Here is a 15,376-nt window from a genome sequence, read left to right on the forward strand (position 1 = left end):
CCTCTGCTATTGGATTTCCATTGCTGCGCAAACAAGGGGCGATGGATGCCGGGCCATCCGCTCCGCTGATCATGCGAAGCCGATCGGTTCCTGCGGCTACCGGAGGCCATCTATTTCGTCGGAGCGTGCGCAGCCGAGTCGTTCCAGCCAGTTGCCGACGCCAAACTGATGGCGCGTTCAATGTCCCCGCCGCGAAAGCCAGCGCGTTCGACGAAGCGCCTGAAGAAGCCGGGTGCCTTGGCCACGATCGTGTTGATCTTTGGTACGACGATCATGTCCGCGCGGCGCTCGATGCCTGCCACGATGTCCCGCACGACCTGCTCGCGCGGGATCATCTTCCAGAAGCCTCGATCGTTGCCTCCCCACAACGCCCGGCCGGCCGGATCGGCGACGACATCGTCCATCAGGGGCGTCGGGAAGAACGTCGGATGCGCGCTGCCGACCCCGATTCCCAGATGACGAAGCTCCAGACGGATGCTGTCGCACATCGCCCAGACGCCCGCCTTGCTGGCCGTATAGGACGCCTGTAACGGCGAATGCACAAACGCGGCCATTGACGAAATCGCCAGCATGTACCCGCGCTGTTGCTGGACGAATGGCAAGCCGGCACGGAACGTACGCCACACACCGTTGAGGTTGATGTCGATGACACGATCAAACGCGGCCGGGTCGAGGGTGGCCATCGGGGCCACGGTGTCAATGCCCGCGTTTGCGATGACCACATCGATCCGACCGAAGTGATACGCCGCATTGGCCATTGCGGCTTCCAGGCTTTCGAAATCGCGGACGTCTGCGGTCCAGCCAAGAACGTCAGAAGGGCGGCCGAAGCTGCGAGTTTGCGCCGTGAGCCTGTCTGCCTCCAAATCGAAAAGTGCGAGGCGCGCGCCCCGTGCGTGCAGCGCTTCGGCCAAGGCCGATCCCAGGCCACCGGTGGAACCGGTAATGGCCACCACCTTGTTCGCCAGCTTATAAGTCGACATGCGCACCTCCTTGCTTCGTGGGAATGTGACGGTGGAGAAATGCCAGCTGGTCGGCGACCACCTGTTCGAAGTCCTTGCCTACATAGATGTCGAAGTGGCCCGCCCGATACACGCGCACTTCCCCTTTGGGCGCGCGCCTGGCATACCGTTTCGTCGGCCCCGCCGGAGCGACTGAGTCGGCTTCGCAAACACAAAACAGAATCGGACAGGCAATGTCGCCTGTTTTGCGACCGGGTCGGTGCCGAACGATGTTCAGGCCGAAGCGTGCCGTGACCTGATTGCGAAATGCAGTACCGTCAGGTACGAGCGCGAGATAGCCATCCAGGGCATCCGGTGCGGTCATCAACGCGGCAGAACCGGGCGGCCCCGCCGTCGACACCATCACCGGCGCCCTGCCGACGAGGGACAGCATTACATCGCATAGAGCAAGCGCGGTGACCTTGAGCGCACTACGCCAGTTCAACGCGAACAACGACGCGACCCCGTCCGTGAACGGGCATTGCGCGATGGCACCGGCAATCGTGCGGTCGCGTGCCGCAGAGAGAATCACGTGACCGCCGCCGAAGGAGGTTCCCCACAGGATCACCTGATCCGGACGGAGATTGCTGTTCCCGCGTGCAAAAGCGATCGCACCCGACCAGTCTTCCAGTTGACGATCGATATCGAGCAATTGGCGAGGGGAGCCGTCGCTCGCGCCGAAATGTCGATAGTCGAACACGAGGCACGCATAGCCGTCCGCGCAAAAGCGTTGCGCATAGGCGTCGAGCCGCATTTCCTTGATTCCGCCCAGCCCGTGTGCCATCACGATGACGGGAAACGGGCCCGTCCCGCGAGGCTCGTACAGCCAGCCACGGCAATGTTCTCCGCGGCCGCCAGCCACGAACTCGACAGTTGTCCGCCCGGCCATGTGTCCCTCCAAGGTGTGCGAGAATAGATTTCGATCCAATGTTGTAACGCATTCTAACTTTGTAATACGATCCATCTAGTGAGGTAAACCCCCGTATGGAATCCAGAACTCAGCGCCGGGCGGCCTCGACCCGACTGGCGATCCTGCAAGCCGCCGAGACTTTGCTGACGGATGGCGGACTAGACGCGGTCACACCTGAAGCGGTTGCGACCCGGGCGGATGTCGCAGTGCAGACGCTCTATAACCGTGTGGGTGGCCGTTCCGCGTTGCTCATCGCCGTGGCGGAGCGCGCGTTGGAAGAAAACCGCGAGTACATGGATGCGGCCTATGCATCCGATGGCGATGTGGAGACGAAACTACGTTGTGTGGCAGCTGCTTACGCGCGGTTCGCCAAGGAACGCCCGCACCAGTTCCGTATCCTTGTCGAACCACCGAATGAGCCGGAGGCGCTCGCGCGCATTGCTGCCCTGATCAGACAGCAAAACGCAAAATTGGCAGCATTAATCAGCCGAGGTATCGACGAAGGGTGGGTGCATGCAGACGTCGAGCCCGAACACGCGTCGACGGCCCTGTGGGCAATGATGAATGGCGTTATCAGCCTGATGTGGCGCCCCGATAGCCTTCGACTGGATGTCGATCACATCGACGATCTACTGCGCACCGCGATTTCATTGTTGACCGGCGGTATCAAGAGGCGGGGCGATTGACGCGTTGAGGCTCGACCTCGGAACTGGCATGGTCGCGTCCGAGTCTGCCCAAAAAATATTCACCGCTTCGGCAATTGCGTTGGCTTGCTTTGTCACACTGACCGACTGTCGCGCAATTCATACTGTTGCGCAGTCCAACAAGACGGCAGAGGAATAAAGATGTCAAAACGGTTCGTGGAGCGTGCCAGCCTCGAGGAGTTGCCGAATCCTGCGCGTCGAGCGTTGTCACTGGGCTTGGGGCTGCTCCCCATGCTGCCGGTGCTGCCGGGACTCGGAGTGCAGGCGGCACGGTCCGCTCTTGCGGGTACGGCGCGCGCGCCGGCTTCGGCGAGCGGCGTCTTCCGTCACCCGGGACTGCTGGTCACCGAAGACGACTTCACCCGCATCCGCGGCTACATCAAGGCCGGCCAGGAGCCATGGGCGCACTGGTGGAGCACGCTGTGCGCCGAGCGCTACGCTTCCCTCGACACCCGGCCTTTCCCGCTGGCGGCCGTTTACCGGGCCGATGGCAGCTCATGGGACATGTACGTCGACATCTGGCGCGCCTGGTCCCTGGTCCTGCGATGGAAGCTGTCCGACCCGCAGGACAACCGCTATGCCGACAAGGCCGTGGAGTTCCTGGACGCCTGGGCGAACACGCTGAAGGTGGTCGGAACGGTGCCTCCCGGCTCGACCGCCCATGACGACCACACCTTCATCATCCTGGCCGGCATCCAAGGCCACCAGTGGGCTCAGATCGGCGAAGTCCTGCGCACCTACTCGGGCTGGGCGCCGGCGAGCCTGAAGCGGTTCCAGGACATGCTGCTCAACGTCTTCGCCCCGATATCGTCGTGGTTCCTCGGCGACGGGCGCATCGGGTCCCATGCCAACTGGGACATGGCTTCGATTGTGGGCGCCATGGCCATCGGCGTGTTCTGCGACAAGCCCGACCTGTACCGGCTGGCCTGCGACTGCTATGCGGGCAACAACCGCGGCAAGCTCCGGAACTTCGGCAACGGCGCCATCGGGCATGGCGTGTACTTCATGCATCCGGGCTATTTCGGGCAGTGGGAGGAAAGCGGCCGCGACCAGGGCCACTCCACGCTGGGCATGTCGCTGGGCGGCGACCTGTTGGAAATCGCCTGGAACCAGGGCGACGATCTCTACGGGCTGTACAACAACCGTTTCCTGGCAGCGGCGGAGTACGTGGCGCGCTCTAACCTGCTCGACGAGAACGGCAAGACCTACCCGATGCCGTATACGCGCGAGCAGAACCCGTCGGCGCCCCACACGTCCCTGTGGACGGAGGCGAATCAGTCGTTCGGGGGCGGCCCCGGGAGCAACCGCAACTGCTGGGAGCCCATCTACAACCACTACGTCAATCGCCTGGGGCTGGCGGCGCCGAACGTCGCGCGCATGGTGAAGTTGTGCGAGCCGAAGTATGGAGGCAGCAGCGACGACGTCTGGTGGCCGACGCTGATTCATCGCCGCCCGGACTATGCCGGCCCCATGAAGCCGCCGTCTGGCCTCACGGCCTACCTGCGCGGCAACCGCGTCGTGCTGTCGTGGTGGGGCAGCGTCGGCGCGACCTCGTATGAGGTCAAGCGCGCAAGCCGGGCCAACGGCCCCTTCAACCTGCTGGGCACGGTTTCGGCGAGCGAGGTGCGAACCTACAGCGATATACCGCCCAACGGCGTCTGGTTCTACCAAATCACGGCGCAGGGCCCTGGCGCCCCGGGAGCCGGCTCCAATGTGGTTCGTATCGCCGTTCCCGGCGAGGTCCGCCTGTCCCTGCCGCTGAACAACCCGAACGGCACCGGCACGCACGGCATGCTGCGGACCGCCGCTGACATCATCACCGTGATCGAGGGCACGCTGCTGGACGGCGCGACCTGGGGCGACGGGCGCCGCAACGACAAGGCCATCGTCTTCGACGGTCAGAAGGCCGGCCTGCAGCTGCCATCGGGCATATTCAGCGACCTCGACGACTTCAGCGTGTCTCTTTGGGTCTACGCCAATGGGCTGCACTGGGACAGTTGCATGTTCTTCGCGGGGCTGGACGCGAACGCAGCCATGTGCATCGCGCCCCAGACCCGCTCGGGCACGCTGTGCTTTGTGATCTTCGGCGCGACAGGCAACGACGCGCAGGTTGTGGCGGCGCCGTGGGCCCTGCCGATTCGCCGCTGGGTCCATCTCGCGGTCACGCTGCAGGGCAATACCTGCCGCCTGTACGTTGATGGCACCGAGGCCGGGAAATCCGACGAAATCCTGCTGTCGCCGCGCCAGGTTGGCGATCAGGTCACCTTCCTCGGTCGCAATTGGGCGCATCCATCGTTCAACGGCCGCATCCAGGGCTTCCGCGTATACGCAGGCGCATTGAGTGCCGCGGAGGTTACAGCGCTGGCCCGTGACGTGATGTGAGGTTCGTGCGACGCAGCACATCGGACGACAGCTTCCGCCTAACGCTCGCGGTGTTCGTTGAGCGAGGGCTTCACCGATACCGAGCGCATCGCCACCGTGGCGCCGCCAATTATGGGGCAGCTGCTGCAGCGCGTCGCATGGCCATCCGATCTGAGCACGCCCGATGGCGACGCGATGATCATTCGCAAGACGACGCATCGCTTCAGCCGGCTATCGTTTCATCGCGCGATGGTCGGGCGGCGCTTGCCGATTCTGCTGACCGCGCCTACTTCGCGACGTGCCCCAACGAGGAGCGCGAGGACATTCCGGAACTGTTGCGTTCCGGCGCGGGCGGCGAAGAGCAACAGGCGTTCGCGAGGAACGATGCGCTCGTACGCAAGCTAATCCAGTGCGTGCGCGAGGATGGTTTCGGCTCGAATGACCGAGACTGGACCGCACAGGCGAGAATCGGTGCGGTGGCGGTCGCGATCAGCGCGGACGAACGCGTGATCGCCAGTCTCAATGTCGTCTTCCTGTCACGCGCGATTGCGTTCGATGAAGGCGTACTTCACGTTGAGTCCTTCGCGAAGTACGCACAGGCCTTTTTTAGGACCTATCCGTGATTTCGTGGGCGAGGCATATCATGAGGTGTAAAAGTCATGGATATGCGGATGAAGAAGAAAAGGCAAACTGTAGCGCGTCAGGCAGTGGCCCGAGGGCCGCTGCCTGAACTGCCCAAGGAACTGCTGGACCAACTGGTCAAGGGGCCGATGACGCCGGCCGAAGTGCAGGACCTGATGTTGGCGTTCAACAAGGCAGTCATCGAACGTGCGATGGGCGCCGAGATGAATCTGCATCTGGGCTACCCGCCGGGCCAGGCCAAGCCCGTAGGGCAGGCCAACGAGCGCAACGGCGCCAGCGGCAAGACGGTCATCACGGATCGCGGCCCGGTTCGTGTCGAAGTCCCCCGTGACCGTGACGGCAGCTTCGAGCCGATCCTGATTCCCAAGCACGAGCGTCGTTTCACCGGCTTCGACGAACGCATCATTGCGATGTACGCGCGCGGCATGAGTGTGCGCGAGATTCAGGCGTTTCTGGCCGAGAGCTACGGCACCGAGGTGTCTCCCGACTTCATCAGCTCAGTCACCGACGAGGTGATGGCCGAGGCGCTGAGCTGGCAGAGCCGCCCACTCGAGGCGATGTATCCGGTCGTGTTCTTCGACGCGCTGCGGGTCAAGATTCGCGACGACGGCGTGGTCAGCAACAAGGCCGTCTATCTGGCCTTGGGCATCCAGGCCGATGGCCAGCGCGACGTGCTGGGCCTCTGGATCGAGCAGACCGAGGGGGCCAAGTTCTGGCTCAAGGTGTTCAACGAACTCAAGACTCGCGGCTGCCAGGACATCCTGATTGCTGTGGTCGACGGCCTGAAGGGGCTGACCGAGGCGATCGGCACTGCCTATCCCAAGACGACTGTCCAGACCTGCATCGTGCATCTGATCCGCAACAGTCTCGAGTACGCTAGCTACAAGGACCGTAAGGTACTCGCCGCAGCACTGCGCCCGATCTACGCGGCCGCCAGCGAAGACGCCGCGAGACAGGCGTTACAGGACTTCGCTGACGGCCCCTGGGGCGAGAAATACCCGACCATCGTGCAATCGTGGCAGCGTGCATGGGAGCACGTCGTACCGTTCTACGTGTTCCCGCCAGAGATTCGACGGGTCGTATACACCACGAACGCTATAGAAAGTTTGAATATGCAGCTGCGCAAGATCATCAAGACGCGCGGCCACTTCCCGAATGACGAGGCGGCGATCAAGCTGCTCTGGCTGGCGCTGCGCAATGTGCTGGCCAAAACGGTACGCACTGCCTTCGACTGGAAATCAGCGATGAACCAGTTTGCTATCCTGTTCGGCGAGCGGTTTACGCAGGCGCGCGGATAACCTGTTGTTCAACCGCCTCGCCCACAAAAATGCGGAGAGGTTCCTTTTTTAGGATGTCGCGCTCCATCTTCAGCCGCGCCACTTCGGCACGAAGTCTCGACAACTCCATCTGCTCCGGGCTTACCGGCTTCGTGCCAGCTCCTCCGAGCTTGCCTTCCTGTTCAGCTTTGAACCAGTTGGAAATCGATTGCGCCGGCACGTCCAGCGTCGCGGCCACCGCCGCAACGCTCTGGCCTGCCTTGACCAGCCGAACGGCTTCCAGCTTGAATTCGAGCGTGTAGCGCGCTCGTTTCGTCTTGTTCATCTTCTTGACTCTCCTTGCTTGAGTTTAAACGCTCAGCAAGGGATTCGTTTTTCGGGGGCAAGCTCAGTCCGTTTTGTTCAGCGCCAAAGATTGATTTACTTACACAGTAAGATTACTTCTTCCTGGCGCCCGTATTTTCTGGGGGCAGCAGGTCAGCAACCGGGCGAGCATCCGCCCACGTCTGAACCTCATGTACGAGCCATCCCACCCTTCGGCCCGATAGCAATCGCGGTTCAGGGAAGGTCTTCTCACGTACGAGCTTCTGTACCGTCGCCGGTGATAGCGAGAGCGCTTCTGCCACTTCTTTCAGCGAGAAACAGATCTTCATCGCGACGTCGCCTTTAGCTCAATGCCCTCGATTCCTTACCAGCCCCGCGGCGTTGTCAACACGAACAACAGGGAGTCGATGATGTACGGCAAGCCCTTCATGCTTACGCTTGACCACGCACGTCCAATTTAATGGGTAATATCACGCGCGGCAAACGCTCTCACAGGAACCATATTCTGTTTGGCGGTGCGTTCATGGGACAATGGGTTTCCTCGAAGTTCCGTCGTAGTCCTCGCCCCAAAGAGGCTGAGTCAAACTTCCTTGCAGTCCTGCTCTTTGGCTCCGATCCTTTCCGATTCAAGGACGACGGAAGTCCTATAGGCACGGTGTGTCAGGAGACATGCGCAGTTTCGCCTCTTTACTTGTCGCGATATCGCTGGACGCAGTTACTAGCCGACTGTCGAGATTATTCGCTGAAGTCAAGGTCCCGAGACTGAGTCGCGAAAATCAGCTCCTGTGTCAGGCCCAACATCGCGTGGTTCACGCGCGAGGTCTCAGGGTGATCCCACGCGCCGATAGCCAATCGCAGCGCATCAAACACCCGCCACTACAATCAGTATCGCTGGCCTACTTCTTCGGGGGATACGTCGCAGCGATAGATTCCAACTGAAGCGATAACTGCGTGAGCCACTCGCGCCGTTCGCCGTCATACGTGTGTCGGTTGTAGACACCGATGATTCCAGGCTGTACATGACCGAGGACGGCCTCGGCGATTTCATTGGGGCACCCCAGCATTGCAAGTAGCGTCCGCGTTGTACGTCGAAGATCATGAGCTGACCAGAGCGTGACAGGCAAACGCGGCCGGTCATGTTTCGGCGCGATCTTGCAATATGGTTGATGATAATAGACGCCGTGCTGGACCACCGTCTGGTCCATCGGCGTTCCGCGCGACGAAGGAAACAAAAAGGTTCCCTTGGCCTGATCGAGGCGCCGTCGCACAACAACCTCCGCACGACCTATGAGCGGCACGCGCAGATCTGTTGCCCTCTCGTTTTGCAGCCCCTTGGTCTTGTGTTTCGGGATAGTCCACCAAAGGCCGTCCGCTTCCTCCATCACCTCGGAACTCTCCATGGCAACGATCTCACCGCCCCTCGCGCCGGTCCAAAGATAGAGCGTCAGCGCATCAGCAACAGTCAAACTGAAATTCGGTAACCACCGGATCAATGCGCCGAGCTCGTCCACCGAGAGCACTCGCTTCTGCGTCCCCGTGTATTTTCCCTCGACCTTGCGCCCCTTGCTCTTCAATCGCCCTCTTAAAACATCCTTCCACCAATTCGCAGTGGTGTCGGGAAGGCGCCCGGCATCAAGCGCATAGTTCCAGGCACCACCAAGCTCCATGCGAAGGCGTGCCGCGAGCATCGGCGTCGACCGATATGAATCGAGGAAATCGAACGCCTGGGCGCGTGTGATGGTTGCAGCGCTAGCATCCGCAATAGGCCCCAGCATCGCCTTGAACATACGGGCGACCTCGACTGCTCCCTTCGTCTTCCGATTTGGTTCTACATGACCTTCCAGATAGTCGCGACACAGCTCCCTGACGGTGTAGCTGGTCGGTGACGGACGAGCAGCTGCATCTTCCCGCTTTCGACGTGGAACGGAAAGCTCGGCGCCAGAATCGCGCTCGGCGCGACTCTTTTCCCATGCGGAGATCGCTGTAGCGAATGCCATCGCGGGCCACTCGCCGAGCTTCACCTGCCGCATGCGGCCGTCGACCGGCGATTTGTAGCGATACGTCCACGATTTGCGACTCGCGGAAGCCTGAAGGCGAAGCCCGGGAAATCCCTCAAAGGTCATGTGCTCGCCGTTCGGCAGCTTGGCGACGATACGGGCATCAAAGCGCATTCTTCCCTCGGCGTAGGTTTTTCCCGAGAAAAGCATACGCGGCGTAGGTTTCCTGCACAACACCACAGAAACCTACGCCGAGGCGGCAAGTTTAGCTAAGCGGAGACAAGCGCCGAAGCGGTAAGAGGAACGCGGGAATACCCAAAATTATCGTGATATTTCAACCACTTAAAGATCTTACCGGATCGACGCGGACCATCTCGGACCAGTCCGAAATTTCCCCTATTCGTTCTCTTCGAAGTAGTGCCCGAATTTCGTCTGCTTCGTGCGGATATAACGCTCGTTCTCCTCGCGCACGGGCACCGCGAGCGCCACGCGCTCACAGACGGGAATGCCGTGCTTCGCGAGCGTGTCGAACTTCTTCGGGTTGTTGCTCATCAGTCGCACCGACGTCACGCCGAGGATCCGGAGGATCGAAGCGGCCGAGTCGTATTCGCGGGCGTCGTCGGGCAGGCCGAGGTCGAGATTCGCCTCGACGGTGTCGCGCCCCTGCTCCTGCAGCGCGTATGCGCGGATCTTGTTGCTCAGGCCGATCCCACGCCCCTCATGGCCGCGCAAATACAGCAGCACGCCGCGGTCTTCAGCCGCGATGTAGCGCAACGCGAGATCGAGCTGCTCGCCGCAATCGCAGCGGTACGAGCCGAACACGTCGCCGGTCAGGCATTCGGAATGCAGCCGCGTCAGCACGGACTGCTCGCCGGTCACGTCGCCCATCACGAGCGCGAGATGTTCGGCATCGCTGCCCGATACGCGGAATGCGTACGACGTGAACGTGCCGTAGCGCGTAGGCAGCGACGCGGTGGCGACGAGCGTCACGCACTCGTCGGCCCGGCCATTGCCCTGCGTGGGCGATTGGGGACGCGAAGACATCATGAATTCAATCGAAACGTTCTGGAATGTAGGAGTTGTGTGGATAGTGCGTGACGGGAGTTTACCGCTAATCTGGAAACGTCATGCGACTGCCGCCGCCGGCCCGGCTATACTGGGCCCATCGGGTGACGCGCATCACGCCTGCCTTCCCTGCATCGACCTGCACACGGAGAAAGCGAATGAGCACGACTGTCGCGCAGATTCTCAAGGCCAAGCCGGATTCGGGCCGCACCATCTATACCGTCAAGAAGACCGATCTCGTCTACGACGCCATCAAGCTGATGGCGGAAAAGGGCATCGGCGCTTTGCTGGTCGTGGAAGGCGACGACATCGCAGGCATCGTCACCGAGCGCGACTATGCGCGCAAGATCGTCCTGCAGGACCGCTCATCAAAGGCCACCCGCGTCGAGGAAATCATGACGGCGAAGGTGCGCTACGTCGAGCCGTCGCAATCCACCGACGAGTGCATGGCGCTGATGACCGAGCACCGGATGCGCCACTTGCCCGTCCTCGACGGCGGCAAGCTGATCGGCCTCATCTCGATCGGCGACCTCGTGAAGAGCGTGATTGCCGATCAGCAGTTCACGATCAGCCAGCTCGAACACTACATCCACGGCACGCCCGCGGTTACGTCCGTCTGACCCGCTCCAGCGAAAAAGGCCCAAACGCGTAAGCGTCTGGGCGGAAAGCCGCCGGAATGCGGCGACGGAGGTTCTGCTCCTGCGGGCGAACGACGCGCGCGGACGGCGCGCGTCTCGTCGATTAAGTGGTGCGCTCGGGCAGACCGGGGACGTTCGCTTAGTTGCCGAAGTAGACCGAGTTCACGGGATTCGGTGCTTCCCGCGTCATGCGACGGCCAGCTTGTCCGGCACCCGTCGCCACCGCACCGTAGCCGCTCGTATCAGCCTGCGCGAGCATCGGCTGGTTCGGCTGGATCCGTTGTGCGGCCGCCTGAATGTCGCTCGGATATTGCGAATCGCTCGCCAGCGGCTTGTAGCCGTTCTGTTCGAGTTGCACCAGTTCGGCCTTGACCTGGTCGCGGGTCAGCCCTTGGTCGGACTGTGCAAACGATGCGATCGGGGCGGCAAGGACGGATGCGGCGATGGCTGCGTAGATGATCGACTTCATGATTTACCTCCGGAATATGTTCTCTTTTGACGTCGCCTCGGCAGGACTGTCTGAAGCGATTGAGATCAGTGTAGTTCTCGCCCCCCCAAGGGGAAACCCTTAGTTTGAACATACAGCGTTGCGATTTTGGAAAAAATAGGCGACTGTTTACGGACCGGGTTGCCTCCACTTGCCTCATCCGCACAACAATCGCTGACGAAACGCCAACAGCCGGATCACATATCCCGAAGGTTGTGTTGTAAAATCGTAAGGTTTTATTTGTCAGTCGATATTCCATCCACCATGCACGCGCTCACGCCCCTTTCGGTTTCGCCGTCCGGCCCGGCCGGCGTGCGCGCGTGCGCCGGCCATCCGGCGCACCCACTCGCTCGACGCACGGCCCAGGTGCCGCTCGCCCCCGCCCGGCGCCTGATCTGACGGCTCGGTCTCCTCCCGGAGCCAGGTCAGACAGGCTCCGGGCGATCCTCATAGGCACGCCACGCCTGCCCCTGCCGATCATTTGGAGAACTTCCATGAAACAACGCCTTTACCAGTTGACCGAACTCGACGTCGCTCGCCTCGAGAAGCACGCCGAGCACAACCCGCGATTCCAGACGATGCTCGACACGCTGCTCGAGCGCGCCGACATCGTCCAACCCGACGCCATCAAGGCGAACGTCGTCACGATGAACTCGCAGATCACGCTGCTCGACGAAGCGACCCAGGAACAGGCCACCTGGACAATTGTTTATCCGGACGCCGCCAATCTCGAACTCGGCCGCCTGAACGTCTTCTCGCCCGTCGGCATGGCGCTGCTGGGTACGCAGCGCGGCCAGATGGTCAAGGTGATGCAGCCGAGCGGCGCCGAAAAGCTGATGAAGGTCGCCGCGATCGTGTTCCAGCCGGAAGCCAACGGCGAATACACGCGCTGACGCCGCCGGCCGGCAAAGCGCCGCGCCGCAACGAGCGCAGAACGAAAAAAGCGAGGCACAGGCCTCGCTTTTTTGCATCCGGACGATGCGAATCGTCGACATCACATTCCGCAGACGAAAAAAAGGCGCCCGAAGGCGCCTTTTTTCGATGCTGCGAAGCGGGTTACCCCGCCGTCACGCTTAGAAGCGGTGACGCAGACCAACCGTTGCTGCGGTTTGGTTGATCGACGAGCTCGGCAGGTTGTCGGCGAAGCTGTTGCCGTTGTAGATCGACGCGCCGATGCCGTTCTTCGCTGCACGCTGGTACACAGCTTGTGCGTAGACGTCCGTGCGCTTCGACAGTGCGTAGTCAGCTTGCAGGCCGAACTGGTTCCAGTGCGTGCTGCCGTTGTTGATCTTCGCGTTCGTGTACGTGTAAGCAGCGCCCAGGCCGAGAGCCGGCGTCAGGTTGTACTTCGCGTTGACTTCGTAGTTGTCGGTGCGCAGCGTGCCCAGACCAACTGCGTTGTTGTCGAGACGCGCTTGCGTCCATGCAGCGCCGACTTGTGCCGGGCCGAATGCGTAGCCAGCAGCAGCACCGTACGTGCGGACACGGCCTTGGGAAGCGATGCCACCGATCGCCGACGACGTTGCGCCGTTTGCGTTCGTACCGTCACCCAGGTTCGCTTGCGAGTATGCAGCAGCCAGCTTCAGACCTTGGAACTGATATGCAGCACCCGCGCTGTACGCACGGTTGTTGCCGAAGTTCGTGTTGTTCGAGAACGAGTACGTGCCGCCGAATTGCAGGCCAGCGTAGTTCGCGCTCGTGAACTTGATCGTGTTGTTCTGTGCGACATCGCCGTTCGTGCTCAGACGGTCGAGGTTCAGCGGGTGCGCGAAGTACGTGCCGCCCCACGAGCCCGTTGCCGTCAGCGGCGCCAGGTAGTCTTGCGTTGCGTCATACTGCTTACCCAGCGTGACCGTGCCGTACTGGCTCGACAGGCCGACGAAAGCTTGACGGTTGAACATGCCGCCGTTGCCGTTCGCGAACTTGCCGTTACCGATGTTGAAGCCGCTTTCCAACGTGAAGATTGCCTTCAGGCCGCCACCCAGGTCTTCCGAGCCACGCAGGCCGAAACGGCTCTGGTCAATGCCCGAACCCATCGCCCAACGCGACTTGCCAGCTTGGCCGAGTGCCGGCTGGACGTTGCTCGTGTAGGTGATGCCTGCGTCCAGCACGCCGTACAGCGTGACGCTGCTTTGCGCGTGAGCGACGGTAGCGAACGATGCTGCAGCTGCTGCAACGATCAGAGTCTTGTTCATTCGTGGAGCTCCCTTCTAAAAAGAGGCAGGTCTCGCGACCTTGTTTCATAAACGGTCTCAACCGCCCGGGAACGCCATCGGTCCTGCTGGCCGCGCCCGGATAGTTGCCCGTTTGGGAACCGTGAGTTTAGGGGTGTACCCTAGGGGCGCGATCCGCAAATAAAGAAATAAGCTTTTCCAGAACTAGAAATAATGAAACTGGGGCCGCGTTATAAGTATTTGTTTTGATGCCTTTTTTTGACTTCTTGACGAGGGCTTTTTGGAGGCTTTCATCGCACCATTCTTTCATGTCGCCGTCTTGACGGTTGCATAGAAACAACAAACTGGTTCGGTTGAGCACCCAAAATCGGTACTTTTTACCTATTTCAGCGTCGGGCACTGCGCTTCGATCGTCTAAAACGTGTCAGTCGCCCAGCAAGCAGGGTGCGACACCCGTGCAGCGGACAATGTCCATCAGCCAGCCCGCTGAAGCGGAAAGGTCGATCTTCGGCGGCCGACGGCCCAGCCGTGTGGCGTGACGCGCGGTAACACCCTTAACCGCCCGCGTAACCCGGCCTGCGTACCGGCAGGCTAATGTAAGGCAGCCTCCAGTACAGAACAGGACACGCCATGAATCGACGCTCATTGCTGCGCGCCATCGGATTGACCGCCGCTTTCGTCGGCACCGGCTGGCTCCGCGCGGCCTCGGCCCAGCCCGCGCCGCCGGTATACCGGCCGTCCGGCCCAAACCGCGCACCCGGCGGGCCGCCATATGCCGACCGCCCGGGCTTCGGGCCGCCGGCGGCCCGGCACGACCGCCGCCCGCCGCCACCGCGGCCGCACGGCTATATATGGACCGACGGTTACTGGCGCTGGCAGCGCGGCCGCTATATATGGGTGTCCGGCCGCTGGGTCGCACGGCGCCCCGGGCGTCGGTGGGTGCCCGGCTACTGGCGCCGCCAGGGGCAGGTGTGGGTCTACGTCGACGGTTCGTGGCGATAGACGGTTGCCCGGCTCCGGCCCGTGGCGGCCCCGGAGCCGGGCGGCCTGCGAACCCGCGTCGTTCGGCTCCGGAATCATGGTGTCCGGCAAGTGCACTCGCGACAACTGCGCAACTCGCCCCCTTCTTCGGAACGATCCCGACCGCCAACGTCGATGCCTGGGCGTCCATCCAATCAGGCAACGTCGCCAGGCAACATGCCCGCCGATCTCCGGCGCGTCATCGTGCATCGACCGTATTCCTGCCATGCTCTTGTCGTGCACATCGCATGCCGCGCAACAGACGACCGAATGTTTCGGTCGCCCCGACGCCTGGCGCATCACCCGGACGCCGTGTCGCAAGCGCATCGCCGCATTCGCAACGAACGTGGCAAAGCATCGTCAAGCCGTCCATTCCGGCCAAATCATTCGGATAACGAAATCATGCGATGCCGATGCGAATGCATCGACCCTTCGTCACCCCATCGCGCTCCGTCTGCAACCTCCCGACAATCGACATAACGACGCGTGCACCCCGCTCAGCGCCCGCCGCCCTCCTGCTCCCGCGCACGACGGCGCGCGGCGCAGATCGCGCGATGATGTTCGTCGGTCCACCGGATCATCGCCTGCATCGGTGTCGGGAACGAACGCCCGAGGTCGGTCAGCGCATATTCGACCCGCGGCGGCACTTCGGCGAACAGCGCGCGGCTGACGAAGCCGTCCTGCGCGACGGCGGTCGCGGTGCGGCACCGTGCCGCCGTCCGCGATGCCGACCATCGGCTTCGCCGATACCCCGCATGCCGCCCATACCGATCGCTCGC

The 15,376-nt window shown here is 62.0% G+C and carries 13 protein-coding genes and 3 pseudogenes; 7 read left to right on the forward strand and 9 right to left on the reverse strand.

Going from position 1 to position 15,376, the window contains the following annotated elements:
* Nucleotides 1-110: 110 nt before the first annotated feature.
* Both GD429_RS13485 and GD429_RS13490 read right to left on the reverse strand, forming a co-directional pair.
* Entirely contained in the window at nucleotides 111-980 is an 870-nt protein-coding gene (locus tag GD429_RS13485; RefSeq protein ID WP_152857369.1) for an SDR family NAD(P)-dependent oxidoreductase, read from the reverse strand.
* Nucleotides 967-1,887, reverse strand: coding sequence for an alpha/beta hydrolase (locus tag GD429_RS13490; RefSeq protein ID WP_152857370.1), 921 nt, complete (start codon nucleotides 1,885-1,887; stop codon nucleotides 967-969). The genes GD429_RS13485 and GD429_RS13490 overlap by 14 nt, the downstream gene beginning before the upstream one ends.
* A 95-nt stretch (nucleotides 1,888-1,982) precedes the next feature.
* Between GD429_RS13490 and GD429_RS13495 the strand changes: the two genes are divergently transcribed.
* From GD429_RS13495 to GD429_RS13510, 4 genes and pseudogenes are all read left to right on the forward strand, one after another.
* Nucleotides 1,983-2,594 (forward strand): TetR/AcrR family transcriptional regulator, encoded by a 612-nt coding sequence (locus GD429_RS13495; protein WP_152857371.1) that lies wholly within the window; start codon nucleotides 1,983-1,985, stop codon nucleotides 2,592-2,594.
* Nucleotides 2,595-2,753: 159 nt separating this feature from the next.
* On the forward strand, nucleotides 2,754-4,994 hold the full coding sequence (locus GD429_RS13500) for a LamG-like jellyroll fold domain-containing protein (protein WP_152857372.1): 2,241 nt from the start codon (nucleotides 2,754-2,756) through the stop codon (nucleotides 4,992-4,994).
* Between the two features lie 2 nt (nucleotides 4,995-4,996).
* Nucleotides 4,997-5,596: pseudogene (locus GD429_RS13505) on the forward strand (DNA-binding transcriptional regulator); the annotation flags it as partial.
* A gap of 48 nt (nucleotides 5,597-5,644) precedes the next feature.
* Nucleotides 5,645-6,913, forward strand: a complete 1,269-nt coding sequence (locus GD429_RS13510; RefSeq protein ID WP_152857373.1) for an IS256 family transposase — start codon at nucleotides 5,645-5,647, stop codon at nucleotides 6,911-6,913.
* A 43-nt stretch (nucleotides 6,914-6,956) separates the two neighbouring features.
* On the opposite strand, the pseudogene GD429_RS13515 reads toward GD429_RS13510, so the two are convergent.
* The 4 genes and pseudogenes from GD429_RS13515 to ribA all read right to left on the reverse strand — a co-directional run.
* Nucleotides 6,957-7,217 (reverse strand): annotated as a pseudogene (locus tag GD429_RS13515) (transposase); the annotation flags it as partial.
* Between the two features lie 112 nt (nucleotides 7,218-7,329).
* Nucleotides 7,330-7,545 (reverse strand): helix-turn-helix transcriptional regulator, encoded by a 216-nt coding sequence (locus GD429_RS13520; protein WP_152857374.1) that lies wholly within the window; start codon nucleotides 7,543-7,545, stop codon nucleotides 7,330-7,332.
* 567 nt (nucleotides 7,546-8,112) lie between these two features.
* Nucleotides 8,113-9,387, reverse strand: coding sequence for a tyrosine-type recombinase/integrase (locus tag GD429_RS13525; RefSeq protein ID WP_152857375.1), 1,275 nt, complete (start codon nucleotides 9,385-9,387; stop codon nucleotides 8,113-8,115).
* Between the two features lie 222 nt (nucleotides 9,388-9,609).
* On the reverse strand, nucleotides 9,610-10,260 hold the full coding sequence (gene ribA / locus GD429_RS13530) for a GTP cyclohydrolase II (protein ID WP_152857376.1): 651 nt from the start codon (nucleotides 10,258-10,260) through the stop codon (nucleotides 9,610-9,612).
* A 176-nt stretch (nucleotides 10,261-10,436) separates the two neighbouring features.
* On the opposite strand from ribA, the gene GD429_RS13535 reads away from it, so the two are divergent.
* A complete protein-coding gene (locus GD429_RS13535; protein WP_152857377.1) occupies nucleotides 10,437-10,898 on the forward strand; it encodes a CBS domain-containing protein in 462 nt (153 codons plus the stop codon).
* A gap of 157 nt (nucleotides 10,899-11,055) precedes the next feature.
* Here GD429_RS13535 and GD429_RS13540 read toward each other — a convergent pair whose 3' ends face one another.
* Nucleotides 11,056-11,385 carry a DUF4148 domain-containing protein gene (locus GD429_RS13540; protein ID WP_152857378.1) on the reverse strand — a complete coding sequence of 110 codons (330 nt, stop codon included), beginning with the start codon at nucleotides 11,383-11,385 and terminating at the stop codon, nucleotides 11,056-11,058.
* 512 nt (nucleotides 11,386-11,897) lie between these two features.
* Here GD429_RS13540 and GD429_RS13545 point away from each other — a divergent pair.
* Nucleotides 11,898-12,296, forward strand: coding sequence for a GreA/GreB family elongation factor (locus GD429_RS13545; RefSeq protein ID WP_006486027.1), 399 nt, complete (start codon nucleotides 11,898-11,900; stop codon nucleotides 12,294-12,296).
* 180 nt (nucleotides 12,297-12,476) lie between these two features.
* Here the strand turns inward: GD429_RS13545 and GD429_RS13550 are convergent, their stop codons facing one another.
* The gene (locus GD429_RS13550) at nucleotides 12,477-13,598 is read right to left on the reverse strand and encodes a porin (protein ID WP_152857379.1); all 1,122 of its coding nucleotides are present in this window, start codon (nucleotides 13,596-13,598) and stop codon (nucleotides 12,477-12,479) included.
* Nucleotides 13,599-14,207: 609 nt separating this feature from the next.
* Between GD429_RS13550 and GD429_RS13560 the strand changes: the two genes are divergently transcribed.
* Complete coding sequence (locus tag GD429_RS13560) at nucleotides 14,208-14,579, forward strand: YXWGXW repeat-containing protein (protein ID WP_096473941.1); 372 nt, start codon at nucleotides 14,208-14,210, stop codon at nucleotides 14,577-14,579.
* 515 nt (nucleotides 14,580-15,094) lie between these two features.
* On the opposite strand, the pseudogene GD429_RS13565 reads toward GD429_RS13560, so the two are convergent.
* Nucleotides 15,095-15,283 (reverse strand): annotated as a pseudogene (locus tag GD429_RS13565) (winged helix-turn-helix transcriptional regulator); the annotation flags it as partial.
* Nucleotides 15,284-15,376: the final 93 nt, after the last annotated feature.

Source organism: Burkholderia sp. BE17 (assembly GCF_009362305.1).
Classification (GTDB): domain Bacteria; phylum Pseudomonadota; class Gammaproteobacteria; order Burkholderiales; family Burkholderiaceae; genus Burkholderia; species Burkholderia pyrrocinia_C.

Coding starts and splice junctions, on each gene's coding strand:
- GD429_RS13485 (WP_152857369.1), bottom strand. CDS start 980: ATGTCGACTTATAAGCTGGCGAACAAGGTGGTGGCCATTACCGGTTCC.
- GD429_RS13490 (WP_152857370.1), bottom strand. CDS start 1,887: ATGGCCGGGCGGACAACTGTCGAGTTCGTGGCTGGCGGCCGCGGAGAA.
- GD429_RS13495 (WP_152857371.1), top strand. CDS start 1,983: ATGGAATCCAGAACTCAGCGCCGGGCGGCCTCGACCCGACTGGCGATC.
- GD429_RS13500 (WP_152857372.1), top strand. CDS start 2,754: ATGTCAAAACGGTTCGTGGAGCGTGCCAGCCTCGAGGAGTTGCCGAAT.
- GD429_RS13510 (WP_152857373.1), top strand. CDS start 5,645: ATGAAGAAGAAAAGGCAAACTGTAGCGCGTCAGGCAGTGGCCCGAGGG.
- GD429_RS13520 (WP_152857374.1), bottom strand. CDS start 7,545: ATGAAGATCTGTTTCTCGCTGAAAGAAGTGGCAGAAGCGCTCTCGCTA.
- GD429_RS13525 (WP_152857375.1), bottom strand. CDS start 9,387: ATGCGCTTTGATGCCCGTATCGTCGCCAAGCTGCCGAACGGCGAGCAC.
- ribA (WP_152857376.1), bottom strand. CDS start 10,260: ATGATGTCTTCGCGTCCCCAATCGCCCACGCAGGGCAATGGCCGGGCC.
- GD429_RS13535 (WP_152857377.1), top strand. CDS start 10,437: ATGAGCACGACTGTCGCGCAGATTCTCAAGGCCAAGCCGGATTCGGGC.
- GD429_RS13540 (WP_152857378.1), bottom strand. CDS start 11,385: ATGAAGTCGATCATCTACGCAGCCATCGCCGCATCCGTCCTTGCCGCC.
- GD429_RS13545 (WP_006486027.1), top strand. CDS start 11,898: ATGAAACAACGCCTTTACCAGTTGACCGAACTCGACGTCGCTCGCCTC.
- GD429_RS13550 (WP_152857379.1), bottom strand. CDS start 13,598: ATGAACAAGACTCTGATCGTTGCAGCAGCTGCAGCATCGTTCGCTACC.
- GD429_RS13560 (WP_096473941.1), top strand. CDS start 14,208: ATGAATCGACGCTCATTGCTGCGCGCCATCGGATTGACCGCCGCTTTC.